The following is a 15,636-nucleotide window of genomic DNA, read 5'->3' on the forward strand; positions in this document are numbered from 1 at the left end:
GCATCAACATGAGCAAAATTGAGTTAACTGGCGCGCACGACGCGCTGCTACATGTTCAGGATCTACGGGTAACGTTCAAGACGCAAGATGGGGACGTGACGGCGGTTAACGACTTGAATTTCACGCTTAATGCCGGTGAAACACTGGGGATTGTCGGTGAATCAGGTTCGGGTAAATCGCAGACGGCGTTTGCGCTGATGGGATTGCTGGCCCGCAATGGTCGAATTGGTGGTTCGGCGCGTTTTCGTGGTAAAGAGATTCTCAATTTACCTGAAAACCAGCTGAATAAACTGCGTGCTGAAGAAATCAGTATGATTTTCCAGGACCCGATGACTTCACTGAACCCTTATATGCGCGTCGGTGAACAACTGATGGAAGTGCTGATGTTGCACAAACGCCTGAGCAAAAGTGAAGCGTTTGAAGAGTCGGTCAAAATGTTGGATGCGGTCAAAATGCCGGAAGCACGTAAGCGGATGAAAATGTATCCGCATGAGTTTTCCGGTGGGATGCGTCAACGCGTGATGATCGCGATGGCACTGCTATGTCGTCCGAAATTGTTGATTGCCGATGAACCGACAACGGCATTGGATGTGACGGTTCAGGCGCAGATAATGACGTTGTTGAACGAACTGAAGCGTGAGTTTAATACTGCCATCATCATGATCACCCATGACCTGGGTGTCGTTGCGGGTATTTGTGACAAAGTGCTGGTCATGTACGCGGGGCGCACCATGGAATATGGTGTCGCACGCGATGTCTTTTATCATCCGAGCCATCCGTATTCCGTCGGCCTGCTCAACGCCGTGCCGCGTCTGGATGCGGAAGATGAGGTGTTGGCGACCATTCCAGGTAATCCGCCTAACCTATTACGTTTGCCGAAAGGGTGTCCGTTCCAGCCACGCTGTCCCTATTCAATGGATGTCTGCCACAGTGCACCTGCACTGGAATCTTTTGGTGATGGCCGCTTGCGCGCCTGCTTTAGAGCGATTGAGGAGGTGGTATGAACAACGCGGACGAAAAAAAGGTGTTGTTAGAAGTGGACGATCTGAAAGTTCACTTTGATGTCAGAGATGATAAGCAGTGGTTCTGGCAACCACCCAAAAAACTGAAAGCGGTCGATGGCGTAACGCTGCGCTTATATGAAGGTGAAACGCTGGGCGTGGTAGGGGAATCTGGCTGCGGTAAGTCTACGCTGGCGCGTGCCATTATCGGACTGGTAAAAGCGACCGACGGACGCGTCACTTGGCTGGGGAAAGACCTGCTGGGCATGAGTGCCGATCAGTGGCGTGCAGCACGTAGCGATATTCAGATGATATTCCAGGACCCGTTGGCGTCGCTGAATCCTCGTATGAACATTGGCGAAATTATTGCCGAACCGTTGAAAGTTTATCATCCAGAGCTTGATCGGCAGGCGGTAAAAGATCGTGTGAAAGCGATGATGCTGAAGGTTGGGCTACTGCCTAGCCTGATTAACCGTTATCCACATGAATTCTCTGGTGGTCAGTGTCAGCGTATTGGTATCGCACGTGCGCTGATCCTGGAGCCGAAGCTGATTATCTGTGATGAACCTGTTTCGGCACTGGACGTATCGATTCAAGCACAGGTGGTGAACCTGTTGCGTCAGTTACAGCGTGAAATGCGCCTGTCGCTGATTTTCATCGCTCATGACTTATCGGTAGTGAAACACATTTCTGACCGTGTATTAGTGATGTATCTGGGTCATGCCGTAGAGCTGGGCACCTACGATCAGGTCTATCAAAACCCTCAGCATCCCTATACTCGTGCATTGATGTCCGCTGTGCCGATTCCCGATCCCGATCAGGAACGTAACAAGAAGATACAGCTGCTGGAAGGGGATTTGCCTTCACCGATCAATCCGCCGTCCGGTTGCGTGTTTTGCACCCGTTGTCCGGTTGTCGGCCCTGAGTGCTCGAAAACCCGTCCATTACTGGAAGGGAGTTTTGCGCACGCTGTCTCATGTCTGAAGGTCGATCCGCAGGCGCTGTTACCGGAAACGGAAGCGCAGTAATCCGTTTGATCGGCTATTGATGTAAAAAAGGCGTCTCCTGTGGGAGACGCCTTACGTTGCTGACAATGTACGTTGAGCGTTGATAATGGATAGATCGTAAAGACGCTGTGAATACATCCTTGTACGCTCGAGCCGCGTAGATATGAATCTCATCCCTGAGATTCACCCTTGCAGGGCCGTCGCAAGCGACGTTCAAAGGCGTTCCTGACGCCTTTGTCCCTGTCGCGGACGCTTTACTCTTCTATTCCATTATCACCGTTTTCGTTTCGTAAATAGAATCACCTACGTTTTTAGACGCTTTGCGTTGAGGCGAAACGAATTATTCTTTCCACAGAATGTGGCAAAGTTTGTGGTCTTTTTCCCGGCAAATCAGCACGCGGGCAAAAATATCAGTAATTTCTTCACCGTCTTGTTCGGCCAGCCCAATCACGACTTCGGCAAAGAAATCAGGATTCAGGTCGAAATCAACGTGTTCAGCCCAGTCTTCTGCGGGGTCAAATAATTCAGCACCGCCGCGCTCTTCGAATTGCAGGTTGAAAAGTAAAATATCTGCCGGATCGAGGTTGTCTGCCGCCAGTTCTAAGAAGATGTCGTAGGCCTGTTCCAATGCTTCGTCTTCGGTCAGGCGATTATTCAAATCCATAACGTAATTCCTGTTAATTCCCAATAGCCTTATTAGAACACGGGAAAACGGAGTATGCCCTAAATAATTCGAGTTGCAGGCAGGCGGCGACGCAGTGAGTCCCCAGGAGCTTACATCAGTAAGTGACTGGGGTGAGCGAGGACAAATTTGCTTAGCCAATTTGAACGCCGCTTGCGGCGGCCCTCTAGGGCGAGGCTCAGAGATGAGCCGAGTATTGCCAACGCACATGCAGCTTGAAGTATGACGGGGATATTTATAGCAGGGGGCTGAAAAAGTAGAACAACCGCTCGACGATGCGTTGCCAGTAAGGGCGGTTTTGCCACTGCGTCGCGTTTAACAGACGTGAACGGGCAATATAATCTTCCTGCACACAGGCTAAATCAGTGCCGAATCCGGCATCGTCAATCACCAGCGTAATTTCAAAATTCAGCCACAGGCTGCGCATGTCGAGATTCACCGTACCAACCAGACTAAGCTGCCCGTCGACCAGCACGCTTTTGGTGTGCAGCAGCCCGTCCTTGAATTGATAAATTTTTACGCCTGCGGCCAGCAGTTCCGTGAAGAACGCACGGCTGGCCCAGCCGACCAGCACGGAGTCGTTCTTGTGTGGGACAATAATACTGACATCGACCCCGCGCTGGGCGGCGGTACAAATGGCATGTAGCAGGTCATCGCTGGGGACGAAGTAGGGCGTCGTCATGATCAATTGCTTACGCGCCGAATAGACGGATGTCAGCAGCGCCTGATGAATCATTTCTTCCGGGTAACCGGGGCCTGAAGCAATAACCTGAATGGTATGACCGCTCTCCTGTTCGAACGGCATGACGTTAACATCCGGCGGCGGCGGGAGCAGGCGCTTGCCTGTCTCCATTTCCCAGTCGCAGCAGTAAATAATCCCCAGCGTGGTCGCCACTGGGCCTTCAATACGTGCCATCAGATCTATCCATTGCCCTACGCCGGCATCCTGCTTAAATAAGCGAGGATCGACCATATTCATACTGCCGGTATAGGCAATACGGTTGTCGATCAGAATAATTTTACGGTGCTGTCGCAAATCCATACGGCGCAGGAAAGCACGGAATAGATTCACTTTCAGGGCTTCGACCACTTCTATTCCTGCGGTGCGCATAAGTTCGGGATGATGCTGGCGGAAAAATTGGACGCTGCCAGCCGAGTCCAACAGAATACGGCAATGTACTCCGCGTCGTGCAGCCGCAATCAGGGAAGAGGTAACTTGCTCGACCAACCCACCGGATTGCCAGATATAGAACACCATCTCAACATTGTTACGTGCAAGTTCAATATCACGTAATAGCGCCTTAATGGTGTCATCAAACGTGGTCATCAACTGCAATTGGTTGCCTTTGACGCCACCCACACCTTGTCGACGTTCACAAAGCTGGAATAGCGCGCTAGCAACTTCACTGTTTTCCGTCGCGAAAATACGACGGTATTCCTTTAACTCGCGCAGCCATTTAGCGGTTGAAGGCCACATTTTACTGGCACGTTCAGCTCGACGTTTGCCGAGATGGAGTTCGCCAAACGAAAGATAAGCGATAATACCGACAAGTGGCAGAATATAAATCACCAGCAGCCAAGCCATCGCTGAAGGTACAGCCCGGCGTTTCATCAGAATACGCAAGGTCACACCCGCGATCAGCAACCAGTAGCTAAAAACCAGTAACCAACTTATTACGGTATAAAATGTCGACATAAAAGCAGCACAGTTCCCTTCTGCAAAGAATTAACAAAGTGTACGCATAGATTTATAAAAGGGGAAATGCCTTTCCTCTGAATAAAAGTTATGAATAAGAAGAGAGCGAAGAGGGCGATTCACTGATTGTCGCCACGTATCAGGGGTATATAATGCCCAGCGCGAGTGTATTAACAAGAGTCGCATCATGAAACGCAGTCGGAATGAAGTGGGCCGTTGGCGGATGTTACGTCAGGTCCAGCGTAGAAGAGGCCGTTGGTTGGAAGCGCAATCGCGTACTTACCGCCATATTCGCTCTGCTCGTTATTTGCAGCAGAAGCACCAACGGCGGGCATTGCTCTATGCGGTAGCCTACGAGTGGTAAGTCAGTGAGAAAAATAGCGACCCGAAGTATGGTCGCTATTTTTTATCACGGTATTTTGTTATCAAGGCACTGATTTATGCCGTTATCGGCTTATCCCATCATTGGAATGCGCTGAACTATTTCTCTCTGGTCAATCATCGAATTAACGTCATGCTCTGTCGAGGGAAGGATAAACAACGATACCGAGGTACTGAGACGTTCCGTTTGCTCCAGCAGTGAGGTGAAGGTGTGCGCGGAAGCTTCAACCTGACCCGCATTTTCTCTGACGGTGTCGTTCAGTGTGCTGAGCCGGGCAGTCACTTCATGAATGCTTTCATTTTGCTGATGCGATATTTCCGAGATCTCGCTCAGAAACGTGCCTGTTCCTTTCGCCGTTTGGATGATGTTTTGTAGGCTATCATTCAGCTTGTTTACCAGCCGCGTTCCTGCGGTTACGCTGTTGTCTGAATCACGGATCAGCACATTGATGTTCTGTGCAGAGTGGCTGCTTTGCGAAGCCAACGTGCCAACCTCTCGCGCGACAACGGCGAACCCGCGCCCCATTGCCCCAGCCCGTGCGGCTTCAATCGCTGCGTTCAAAGACAAAATGTGGGTCTGGAATGCTACGTTCTCAATCATCCCAATCGCTTCCGTCATTTCTCGCGTTCTGCCTGCGATATCTGACATCGCCGCTTTGACGTCATTCATCATCGTTTCACCTTGTGTGGCAATTTTACTGGTATCTTCCGCATGCAAGTTGGCCTGTTGCGTATGCAGCGTATTTTGTTCCAGATGTTGGCTGAGCTGAATAATGTGTTCCGTCGTGGCTTTAAGTTCGCGGGATTGGCGATTTGCCTGTTCGGAAAGCTGTTGGTTATCCGCAGCGACGCGATCGACCTGTGTCACCATGTGGTCAACGCCCTGACGAACTTGATTGACCAATGTAACCAGACCTTCCTGCATTTGAATGACGTTGGTATTGAGCTGTTCAACTTCGCGTGTACCGCGGGTTTCTGCGTTGACCGCGTGAGATAGATCGCCAGCGGCGATCCGTTTTAAATGGGTAATAATTTGTGTCAGCGGGCGAATAATGACCCGATTTACACCAATCCACACAGCGATCGCGATCGCCAATAAGAGCCCCAGAACCGTGATGAAAATGGTTTTCGCGCGATCGAGAGAGGATAAGAATTGTTGGCCATGCTGCTTTTGTAGCGCATCGGTATCTTGCAGATAGTGCGAATATTTTTGAGTAAAATCGCTTTGGTAGGCCTGAACCGGGACAGCAAAGAAAATATCGATCTGATTGGTCGTTTTGATTCCCTCGGCCAGCTCGACAAGCCCGGAATAAAGCTGGTTGTAACTTTTCTTCAAATCGACAAAGGCTGGTGTGTCTGCTTCATTCGTCGTGGCTGTTCCCAGTAATTGGTAGTGCGCTTGTGCCTGTTTTAGAGAGACTTCCGCTTCATCCATCAGGCTATGCCAGCTGCCTTCAGAGCCTGTTTCTTTATCTACCAACAGATAAATACCCGCGCGGTTGAGTTTGTCGCTGGCATTCATCACTTCCATCCGTGCTTTATCCATTACCGCTTGTTGCTGGCGCAGCCCCTCGTTCGCGGAAATATCCTGTCTAACTTGAGTCATCGTTTGAGAAATGACGCCGATAGAAACCAATTGCAGTAAAGAAAATAGCCCAATGATCAATAACAATCCGGAGAGAATACTTAGGCGATGACGGCGGCGGATAGTAGCAATTCCGTTTCGCAAAACCGCAGGCATTAACATGATTGTTGACCCTCTATAGATGAATAGCGGTCAAACTATCACTGTTAAATGACTAAAATATTTCAGCTTTTGGTGTGGGGGCAAGAGGTCATGATTTTTCGTACTATCATGACCTGTATCAACGGAACTCTTAAAACACTTTTTTGTATGGTTTCACGCTAACGTGTTTGTAGACGCCAGCCGCGATGTAAGGGTCCGCATTGGCCCACGCCGTAGCTTCATCCAACGATGCGAATTCGGCGATAATGACAGAACCGCTAAAACCAGCCTGACCGGGATCTTCGCTATCGATAGCGGGTAAAGGGCCAGCAGTAATCAGCCGACCCTGATCGCGTAATATCTGTAAACGGGCAAGATGGTCTGGTCTGACCGACAGGCGTTTTGCCAGGGAATCAACATTATCTTCAGCATAAATGACATAGAGCATAGTGGCCTCACGGGTAGGAAGGTAAATTCTCGCGTTCGGGATTCCGGGTACGGTTCCCCCAACGGCCAAACACTATCGGTAAGAGAAACGTGTTTCTACTATCATACGTGATGTTGTTTGAAGACAATAGCTCGAGGACAATAGGTTGATTTGCCAGAGTAATCCCCCCACAATTTCTGTTTTTTTTACAATTCCACGGGTTGTTATTGAATATGATTGCTATTTGCATTTAAACTTGGGCGGCATAAGAGGATAAAGACAGACTATGCCGCAAAAAAAATTTTTTCTAACCCGTCGTTACTCATGGCCATTCATACTTTCAGTTGGTTTCCACGGTTCACTGATTGCAGGTTTGCTGTACGCTTCGTTTAATAATTCAATTGAATTACCGCAGGAGTCTAAACCTATCAGCGTGGTAATGGTGAATCCCGCAGCCTACGAAGCGGCACCTGTTGCCAAATCAGCCCCTGAACCCGAGCCCGTTAAGCAGCCAGAACCTGAGCCGGAACCGATTCCAGAACCGGAACCCGTGCCGCAGCCAGTAGCGATACCGTTACCTGAACCAAAACCCAAGCCGAAACCTAAACCGGAGCCTAAGCCCGTGAAGAAGGTGGAGCAGCCGAAGCCGGTTAAGCGTGAACCGACCGTTGAAAAACAGCCGCCTTCGCCGTTTACCAGCGAAGAGCCGACGCGCAATGTCAATAATGCGCCAGTGAAACAGGCACCAGCACCAGCAGCAAGCTCACAGTCGAGTGGGCCACGTCCGCTGAGCCGCGCGCAGCCACAGTATCCAGCCCGCGCGTTCTCGTTACGCGTTGAAGGACGAGTGAAAATGCAGTTTGATGTGGATGAATCCGGGCGCGTTGACAACGTTCGGGTACTTTCTGCTGAGCCGCGCAATATGTTTGAACGTGACATCAAACAGGCGATGCGTAAATGGCGTTACGAAGCGAGCAAGCCAGGTAAAGATCTGGTTGTGACCATCGTGTTTAAAATTGATGGCGGGGCGGCGGTCGAATAATACCCGCCAATACATAAAAAGAAACGGGGCATCGTCTTTGATAGATGATGCCCCGTTTTCATTATAGAACGGGTGAAATCGTGTCGATGCAGCAAGCGCTCAGTCTGATATTACTCGCTTGGCGTGAAGTTGCTTTTACCGGCTGGCAGTTCACGTGGATGGCCTTCTTCATCGACGGCGACGTAAGTGAATAACGCTTCGGTGGCCCGATAGCGCTGACCAATTGGCTCAGACGACACTTTCTTTACCCAGACTTCAACGTTGACATTGATAGAGCTACGGCCAGTGCGTAAGCAACGCGCATAGCAGCAAACCACATCGCCGACGGCAACGGGTTTTAGGAACGACATCCCATCAACCCGTACAGTAACGACGCGCCCTTCGGCGATTTCTTTCGCCAGAATGGCACCGCCGATGTCCATTTGCGACATCAACCAGCCGCCAAAAATATCCCCATTCGCATTGGTATCAGCTGGCATTGCCAGCGTACGGAGAACCAGTTCACCCTGTGGTAACACGTTTTGTGTGCTCATTGTGTATGCCTCGGTTTAGCGATTACTGTAGCTCGCTTTTTTCTTCTTCTGATTTCTCTTGGTCGTTAGGTAAGTGGCGATAAATATAGACGCCACAAACCAGCGTAAACAGCAGCGTCACACCGGTTAGTCCAAAGACTTTGAAATTTACCCAAACGCTTTGCGGTAGCCAGAAAGCAATATAAATGTTAACCAATCCGCACACCAGAAAGAACATGGCCCAGGCGAAATTCAGTTTCCCCCAGACAGGCTGCGGTAAGGTCAACTCTTTACCCAGCATCTTCTGAATCAGAGTCTGTTTCATGACAAACTGGCTAACCAGCAGGGCAATGGCAAACAAGGCGTAGATGATGGTCACTTTCCACTTAATAAACAGATCATTGTGGAATACCAGCGTTAGCGAACCAAAAACGACGACCATCGCAAAGGTAACCAGCGTCATTTTCTCTATTTTACGGTACATCACCCAGGTGACCGCGAGTGACAGCGCCGTTGCCGCAATCAGCGCACCCGATGCAATATAGATGTCATAAAGTTTATAGGCCGCAAAAAAAACGACCAACGGTATAAAATCAAGAAGTTGCTTCATTATGTCAATCCATCACTCAACTGTGTCGTAATCATAACCCGCAAGAGTTACCCGATAGCGCATGCCATTATCCTTTATTGTGGATCACCATTCCCGAGATATTGTAATAATTTGCAGAAAATTACGAATGGGTCGGTAACGGCCAAAGGATTGCTAAGCCTATGCCACCACCGGTGTGGCATAGGCTGGGAGCGGTAGTTATGCGCGCAGCAACATATAAAGGCGGAACAGATAAATCAGCAGAATGGCGGAGATCAAGTTGCTCAAGCCGTTCAGAACCACGCCGAGTACCGTGGGTGAGGAAATAGGTAACTTTGACACGACCAGCAAAATAACGATTTTAGCCAGCAACCACATCACGATGGCGGGCGCTGTAGCGCGTAAGTTGCTATAGGCGAGCTTAGTACTTACTTTAATCGCGTTGAAAATCCCGCTTTTTTCCGTTACCACAATCACCGGTGATAAGCTCAGTGCAATAGCGAGCAATACGCCAGGGATGATCAAAAGCATCATACCAAGTTGGATGAGCAACGTGCACAGCAGAATCAGGAAAAGTAGGCGGAATAAAAAAGGTGCGGATGCGCCAATAGCGCGTAGAGCGCTGGTGCGGTGTCCGCCAGAAACCAGTTGGATCAGCATCAGAACCCCGCCTGTCAGCAGCACATTACCTACTAATGCAGCAAAAGTGCCTGCTGCCGACATTTTCAGCAACACGGTTTGTTGTTCCGGCGTCATCTGCTGAATCAAGTCCATTAAGCCAGATTCGACAGAAGATGACAGATCGCTGCTGGAACTGCTCAGAATCTGTAACTCGTCTCCAGAAGGCGATAGTGCATGATTCAGTATGACAGTAATGAATGCCGTCAACAGTGACATCATTAAGATGCTGATGAACTGGTTACGGGTAAAATTCATCGTGTCACGGTACAACGTGTTAGCCGTGATAGGCATGAAGGCTCCTTGGAAAAGATAAATCGACAGAAAGAACTTAACTCGCGATTGTAACCTGTTAATTCGCGCTGTGGCACCCCGTTAGCGATGCAATGCTGTTTTTACTTTCGTTGAGGATCAATGTGGCAGGGTTACGCATATCCATTTTCCTCATCATTAATGACGCAATTTATTCGTCATGCCGTTTTTGATCTGGATCAATTCCATGAATTTTAATTAGTTAGTGATAAGTGATTTAGTTCAATTTGAACGTAAAACCTTTAAAGGATGTGATCTGGCTTAAAACAATAATACCTATTTAGGGGTATCTTTTGCTCGAAATTTAAACCCTATAAATGGAGTGGGTAATGAAAAAAACATCTTTCTTATTGTTGGCAGCGGCACTCATGCCTGCATTTGCGCAGGCTCATCAAGCGGGGGATTTTATTGTTCGGGCGGGAGCGGCTACTGTGCGTCCTGCTGAAAGCTCGGACAACGTGCTGGGGTTGGGGGAGTTTCAGGTTAGCAACAATACTCAACTGGGTCTGACTTTCAGCTACATGGTGACGGACAACATTGGTGTTGAATTGCTCGCCGCTACGCCGTTCAAACACAAGGTTGGCACACCGGGTACGGGAACAATTGCGGAAGTTAAGCACCTGCCACCGTCACTGGTAGCACAGTATTATTTTGGCGATGCTCAAGATAAGTTACGCCCTTATTTAGGCGTTGGTCTGAACTACACGATGTTCTTCGACGAGAAATTCAATGATACGGGGAAAGGTGCGGGTTTGAGCGATCTGAGCCTGAAAAATTCCTGGGGTATTGCAGCGCAGGCTGGGTTGGATTACAACCTGGACAAGAATTGGCTAGTAAACATGTCCGTATGGTGGATGGATATTGATACCGATGTGAAATTTAAAGCCGGTAACGCTCAGCAAAGTATCCATACTAAACTTGATCCGTGGGCCTTTATGTTTGGTGTAGGCTACCGCTTCTGATTTGATAGTTAAATATGAAGAATAAAAAACGGCGAAGTGAATAACTTCGCCGTTTTTATAGACAGGAAATAACAAACCAATAAAAAGAACGCTATTTGCTATTAAATCTATTTTCTATATGGCGTTAGCCATTAGAAATTGTATTGCACACCAACGCGGTAACGAGTTTGACGCTCGTCAGTCGTTTTGCTGCCAATTACGTTGCCGACTTCAGCGTAAGGCGTCCAGTTTTTGTCATATTTGTACGCTAATTTAACGTTATGAGTGAGGCCGTAGTTGTCGTTGTCGGCAAGGTAACCAACAGAACCGGCTTTGGTTTTCTTGTCGTATTCAAATTCGTATTCAACCACAAAGTTCGCAGGCAGTTTATAACCCAGCGTACTGGTGATGGTATAACCTTTCATGTCGGAAGGGGCTGTAGTACCGATGCTGTCACTTTTGCGCAGGTAAGATGCACGGTAGCGCAGACCATAGTACAGTGAGTCGGTAATGTTAGCCGTACCTTTGACATAAGGGCGGTAGTTGTTGTCTTTTGAAGAGGACACCATGTTTAAGCCCGCTTCAACGCCAAAGGTTTTGTCGAACTTGTACTGGTAGCTAGCGGTAACTTCAGTACCGTTGCTGACTGGCTCGTTATACGGTTTATTTGGTGTTTTATCGGCGTCTGATTGACCCCATTTTGCTTCCATTGACAGGCCAAAGCCGTTGTCAAAACGGTGGGACATCAGCAGGCGATCTTTATGGTCGTTTTTTGCTGAATCATTCATCTCATGACGATAGTCAATCGTAACAGCCATGGAGCTTAAGCTGATTAAGGAAGTTACCATCATCGTCAATATTTTAACTTTCATTTTATTATCCCATGTTGAAGAGAATTATTATTTAAAAAACGCGCTGCCACTTTGTTCAGCGATTTCATTCTATTTATTCTATCTTACAGTAATGTGAACAAGATCTTCAAAAAGAGAAAATTTTAAATGATCTCAATTCTGTGATTCTCTTCGTGTTTTATTCGTGGGATTTATGCGGATTAAAAAATACTGGGAAATTAATTTATTTATTTGATGTGGAATTAAATAATTATTTCAATTTGAAAACTTTTCTTACAATTATTGAAATTTGGAAATTAAATAATTATTGAATATATTTCCTGCCAGTAAAATAAGAAATAATTTGAAACACTATTCGGCGCGCGACATTGCTTGCGCTAAGTACAAATCGCGCGCCTGAAACGTGTTATGAACGCGTAGCTGCTTTCATTTCACTCACAAAGGTGTGTAACTCTGACAGCATTAAGCTGGGCTGGTTCAGATTTTTTTCAATAATCCGCACGATCGCAGAACCAGAAATAGCCCCCGCGGCACCTGACGCTAATGTTTCTCGCACTTGAGTTGGATCGGAAATGCCAAATCCTTGCAGTGGTGGGGCAGCATGATACGCATTCAGTTTGGCAACCAGATGATTCAGCGGTAGTTGGGCGCGTTTTTCTGCTCCTGTCACGCCTGCGCGTGACACCAGATAGGTATAGCCACGGCCATAAGAGGCGATCTCGCGTAATAGCTCATCATCAGCATTAGGCGGGCAGATAAAGATAGGGGCAATACCGTGCCGTAGCGCTGCCGTACGGAAAGGAGCCGACTCCACCACGGGAACATCTGCCACTAAAACCGAATCAACGCCAACCTCGGCACAACGCTGATAAAATTCATCGATACCATTGCTGAAGACCAGATTGGCATACATCAGCAGGCCAATCGGAATTTCTGGGTATTTCTGACGTATAGTCGCCAGCATCTCAAAACATTGCTCTGGCGTGACGCCTGCGGCGAAAGCGCGCAGATTAGCTGCCTGAATGGTTGGGCCATCCGCCAGTGGGTCAGAAAAGGGCACGCCTAATTCCAGCGCATCAGCACCCGCAGCAATCAGCGTATCGATAATTTTCAGTGATTGCTCAGGGGATGGGTCGCCCAGCGTGACAAACGGGACGAACGCGCCTTCTTTTTTCTCTGACAGGCGTGCAAATAGCTGTTGGTAGCGCTCCATTACATTTCTCCCCGATCTTTCAAAATATCGTGCACGGTAAAGATGTCTTTATCACCCCGACCTGACAGGTTGACCACCAGCAGTTGCTCTTTCTCCGGCTCTGCTTTGATCATCTTCAAGGCATGTGCTAATGCGTGGGAGGATTCCAGCGCGGGAATAATACCTTCATTACGGCAGAGTGCTTTGAAGGCATCCAGCGCTTCATCATCGGTAATCGAGACATAGTCGGCACGACCAATACTATTCAGGTAGGCGTGCTGTGGCCCTACGGACGGGAAATCCAGTCCGGCAGAAATAGAGTACGACTCCTCAATTTGTCCGTCAGACGTTTGCATCATCGGGGACTTCATGCCGAAATAGATACCGACGCGGCCATGTTTTAACGGTGCACCGTGTTGCCCAGATTCAATGCCTAACCCGCCGGGTTCAACGCCGATAAGACGGACGTCAGTGTCGTCGATAAAATCAGCGAACATCCCAATGGCGTTCGAGCCGCCGCCGACACAGGCTAGAACGGCATCCGGCAGGCGACCTTCTTTTTCCAGGATCTGCGCTTTCGTCTCTTCGCCAATCATGCGTTGGAATTCGCGTACGATCGTTGGATAAGGATGCGGGCCAGCAGCCGTTCCCAGCAGATAGTGTGCCGTTTCATAGCTGCCAGACCAGTCACGTAGCGCTTCGTTGCAGGCATCTTTCAGCGTGGAAGAACCGCTGTGAACCGGAATTACTTCCGCCCCCATCAAACGCATGCGGAACACGTTCGGCGACTGGCGCTCAACGTCTTTTGCTCCCATATAAACGCGGCATTTTAGGCCAAGCAGGGCGCAAGCCAGCGCCGTCGCGACGCCGTGTTGGCCTGCGCCGGTTTCAGCGATGATTTCGCTTTTGCCCATGCGTTTAGCCAGCAATGCTTGTCCAAGTACCTGATTCGTCTTGTGCGCGCCGCCGTGCAGTAGATCTTCACGCTTTAGGTACAACTTCGTCTTCGTTCCTGCCGTCAGGTTTTGGCACAGGGTTAACGCTGTTGGACGACCTGCATAGTTTTTCAGCAGATCGGTAAACTCGGCTTGAAATTCAGGATCTTTTTGTGCGCTGACGAAAGCCTCTTCTAACTGGCGTAACGCCGGGATGAGGATCTGCGGAACAAATTGTCCGCCGAATTCACCGAAGTAAGGGTTGAGTAATGTCATAATTTTCCCGTCTGTTTTAGTGTTACGGCTGACGTAATGTCGCAAAAACCGCAGCAATTTTATGTGAGTCTTTTTTTCCCGGTTCGCTTTCCACCCCGGAATTGAAATCCAGTCCTGCGCAACCTTGCTGTGCCGCCAGGGCGCAGTTATCGTTATTCAGGCCACCGGCTAACAACACGTTATCCAGTGACTGATTGGCCAGCAGTGACCAGTTGAACGTTTTACCGCTGCCGCCCTGAGCGTTATCAAACACATAGCGATCGACGTGGATAAGATTACGTTCTGGCAGCACATCTGTGATGCTCAGCGCTTTCCAAATTTGGCACGTCGCAGGTAATTGCTGGCGCAGCCGGTCGATGGTCTGTTGATCTTCATCGCCGTGCAGTTGAACGGCGGCTAACCCCAACGGCGTCGTGATAGCAACGATGTGTTCGACGGGCGCGTTGCGGAAAACACCGACATAGCGCAGTGGTGCTCCCCCAATGACATCGGTAGCTTGTTTGACGTCAACATAGCGCGGAGAACTGGCGACAAAGATTAACCCGCCGTAGAGCGCACCCGCCTGATAGGCGGCCTGTGCATCTGCTGCACGCGTCAGGCCACAGACTTTGTTTTCACCTAGAATCACGCGGCGTACTGCACCGTTCAGATCCGGCTCGGACATTAGTGAGCTGCCGATCAAGAATCCCTGAGCAAAGGCGCTGAGTTCACGAATCTGCGCATGGCGGTTGATACCGGATTCACTGATCACGGTTACGCCAGCAGGCAGACGCGGTGCGAGTGTCCGGGTACGGTTGAGATCAATAGAGAGATCGCGCAGGTCACGGTTGTTGATCCCGACGACGCGCGCTTCGAGCTGAATGGCACGCTGTAGCTCTTCTTCATTACTGACTTCCGTCAACACGCCTAACTTCAGACTGTGCGCCACCTCGGCCAGTTGCTGATACTGGTCGTCGTCCAGCACGGACAGCATCAGTAGAATGGCATCGGCCTGATAGTAGCGCGCCAGATAAATCTGGTAGGGTGAAATAATGAAGTCTTTGCACAACACGGGCTGGTGTACCGCGGCGCTGACCTGAGGCAGAAAGGCAAAGTCACCCTGGAAATACTTCTCGTCGGTTAAAACGGAAATAGCGGACGCATAATCTTTATAGACCTGAGCAATTGCCACCGGGTCAAAATCATCGCGAATCAATCCCTTCGACGGCGATGCCTTTTTACATTCCAGAATAAAGGCAGGTTTATCCTGTTTCAGTGCTTGATAAAAGTCGCGCTGGCTGGGAACGATCTCATGTTGAAAAGAGGCCAGCGGCTGTGCTTTCTCACGTTCTGCAACCCAGAGGGCTTTATCACGCACAATTTTATGTAATACGGTTTCCTGCATGGTT

General features: G+C 49.2%; 16 protein-coding genes. 5 read left to right on the forward strand and 11 right to left on the reverse strand.

Going from position 1 to position 15,636, the window contains the following annotated elements; genetic code table 11:
* Window positions 1-8: 8 nt before the first annotated feature.
* Together A6301_RS01140 and oppF are read left to right on the forward strand one after the other, a co-directional pair.
* Complete coding sequence (locus tag A6301_RS01140; RefSeq protein ID WP_107170413.1) at window positions 9-1,004, forward strand: ABC transporter ATP-binding protein; 996 nt, start codon at window positions 9-11, stop codon at window positions 1,002-1,004.
* Complete coding sequence (oppF, locus tag A6301_RS01145) at window positions 1,001-2,029, forward strand: murein tripeptide/oligopeptide ABC transporter ATP binding protein OppF (RefSeq protein WP_107170412.1); 1,029 nt, start codon at window positions 1,001-1,003, stop codon at window positions 2,027-2,029. Before A6301_RS01140 ends, oppF begins: the two co-directional genes overlap by 4 nt.
* A gap of 319 nt (window positions 2,030-2,348) precedes the next feature.
* Here oppF and A6301_RS01150 read toward each other — a convergent pair whose 3' ends face one another.
* Both A6301_RS01150 and cls read right to left on the reverse strand, forming a co-directional pair.
* Window positions 2,349-2,672 (reverse strand): HI1450 family dsDNA-mimic protein, encoded by a 324-nt coding sequence (locus A6301_RS01150; protein ID WP_005968702.1) that lies wholly within the window; start codon window positions 2,670-2,672, stop codon window positions 2,349-2,351.
* 253 nt (window positions 2,673-2,925) lie between these two features.
* Window positions 2,926-4,386, reverse strand: coding sequence for a cardiolipin synthase (gene cls / locus A6301_RS01155; protein ID WP_205542380.1), 1,461 nt, complete (start codon window positions 4,384-4,386; stop codon window positions 2,926-2,928).
* A 187-nt stretch (window positions 4,387-4,573) separates the two neighbouring features.
* Between cls and A6301_RS01160 the strand changes: the two genes are divergently transcribed.
* Complete coding sequence (locus tag A6301_RS01160; RefSeq protein ID WP_133169874.1) at window positions 4,574-4,750, forward strand: YciY family protein; 177 nt, start codon at window positions 4,574-4,576, stop codon at window positions 4,748-4,750.
* 90 nt (window positions 4,751-4,840) lie between these two features.
* Here A6301_RS01160 and A6301_RS01165 read toward each other — a convergent pair whose 3' ends face one another.
* Together A6301_RS01165 and A6301_RS01170 are read right to left on the reverse strand one after the other, a co-directional pair.
* Window positions 4,841-6,514 (reverse strand): Tar ligand binding domain-containing protein, encoded by a 1,674-nt coding sequence (locus A6301_RS01165; protein WP_205542381.1) that lies wholly within the window; start codon window positions 6,512-6,514, stop codon window positions 4,841-4,843.
* A 130-nt stretch (window positions 6,515-6,644) separates the two neighbouring features.
* Window positions 6,645-6,941, reverse strand: coding sequence for a YciI family protein (locus A6301_RS01170; protein WP_215483078.1), 297 nt, complete (start codon window positions 6,939-6,941; stop codon window positions 6,645-6,647).
* A 265-nt stretch (window positions 6,942-7,206) separates the two neighbouring features.
* Here A6301_RS01170 and tonB point away from each other — a divergent pair, with 265 nt between their 5' ends.
* Window positions 7,207-7,962 carry a TonB system transport protein TonB gene (tonB, locus tag A6301_RS01175; protein WP_107170408.1) on the forward strand — a complete coding sequence of 252 codons (756 nt, stop codon included), beginning with the start codon at window positions 7,207-7,209 and terminating at the stop codon, window positions 7,960-7,962.
* A 110-nt stretch (window positions 7,963-8,072) separates the two neighbouring features.
* On the opposite strand, the gene yciA is transcribed toward tonB, so the two are convergent.
* The 3 genes from yciA to A6301_RS01190 all read right to left on the reverse strand — a co-directional run bounded on the left by yciA (window position 8,073) and on the right by A6301_RS01190 (window position 10,035).
* Window positions 8,073-8,495, reverse strand: a complete 423-nt coding sequence (gene yciA, locus A6301_RS01180) for an acyl-CoA thioester hydrolase YciA (protein ID WP_010275288.1) — start codon at window positions 8,493-8,495, stop codon at window positions 8,073-8,075.
* A gap of 22 nt (window positions 8,496-8,517) precedes the next feature.
* Window positions 8,518-9,084 (reverse strand): septation protein A, encoded by a 567-nt coding sequence (locus tag A6301_RS01185; protein ID WP_107170407.1) that lies wholly within the window; start codon window positions 9,082-9,084, stop codon window positions 8,518-8,520.
* Window positions 9,085-9,282: 198 nt separating this feature from the next.
* Window positions 9,283-10,035: a YciC family protein gene (locus tag A6301_RS01190; protein WP_107170406.1), complete on the reverse strand. Its 753-nt coding sequence runs from the start codon at window positions 10,033-10,035 to the stop codon at window positions 9,283-9,285.
* A 347-nt stretch (window positions 10,036-10,382) separates the two neighbouring features.
* On the opposite strand from A6301_RS01190, the gene ompW reads away from it, so the two are divergent.
* Window positions 10,383-11,015, forward strand: coding sequence for an outer membrane protein OmpW (gene ompW, locus A6301_RS01195; protein WP_234256899.1), 633 nt, complete (start codon window positions 10,383-10,385; stop codon window positions 11,013-11,015).
* 131 nt (window positions 11,016-11,146) lie between these two features.
* On the opposite strand, the gene A6301_RS01200 is transcribed toward ompW, so the two are convergent.
* The 4 genes from A6301_RS01200 to trpCF all read right to left on the reverse strand — a co-directional run bounded on the left by A6301_RS01200 (window position 11,147) and on the right by trpCF (window position 15,632).
* Window positions 11,147-11,866 (reverse strand): oligogalacturonate-specific porin KdgM family protein, encoded by a 720-nt coding sequence (locus A6301_RS01200; protein WP_107170404.1) that lies wholly within the window; start codon window positions 11,864-11,866, stop codon window positions 11,147-11,149.
* A 385-nt stretch (window positions 11,867-12,251) separates the two neighbouring features.
* Window positions 12,252-13,058, reverse strand: a complete 807-nt coding sequence (gene trpA, locus A6301_RS01205; protein ID WP_107170403.1) for a tryptophan synthase subunit alpha — start codon at window positions 13,056-13,058, stop codon at window positions 12,252-12,254.
* The gene (trpB, locus tag A6301_RS01210) at window positions 13,058-14,251 is read right to left on the reverse strand and encodes a tryptophan synthase subunit beta (RefSeq protein ID WP_205543345.1); all 1,194 of its coding nucleotides are present in this window, start codon (window positions 14,249-14,251) and stop codon (window positions 13,058-13,060) included. Before trpB ends, trpA begins: the two co-directional genes overlap by 1 nt.
* A gap of 19 nt (window positions 14,252-14,270) precedes the next feature.
* Window positions 14,271-15,632: a bifunctional indole-3-glycerol-phosphate synthase TrpC/phosphoribosylanthranilate isomerase TrpF gene (gene trpCF, locus A6301_RS01215; RefSeq protein ID WP_205542383.1), complete on the reverse strand. Its 1,362-nt coding sequence runs from the start codon at window positions 15,630-15,632 to the stop codon at window positions 14,271-14,273.
* Window positions 15,633-15,636 lie beyond the last annotated feature (4 nt).

The sequence above is a fragment of the Pectobacterium sp. IFB5596 genome (genome assembly GCF_021432585.1).
GTDB lineage: Bacteria > Pseudomonadota > Gammaproteobacteria > Enterobacterales > Enterobacteriaceae > Pectobacterium > Pectobacterium punjabense.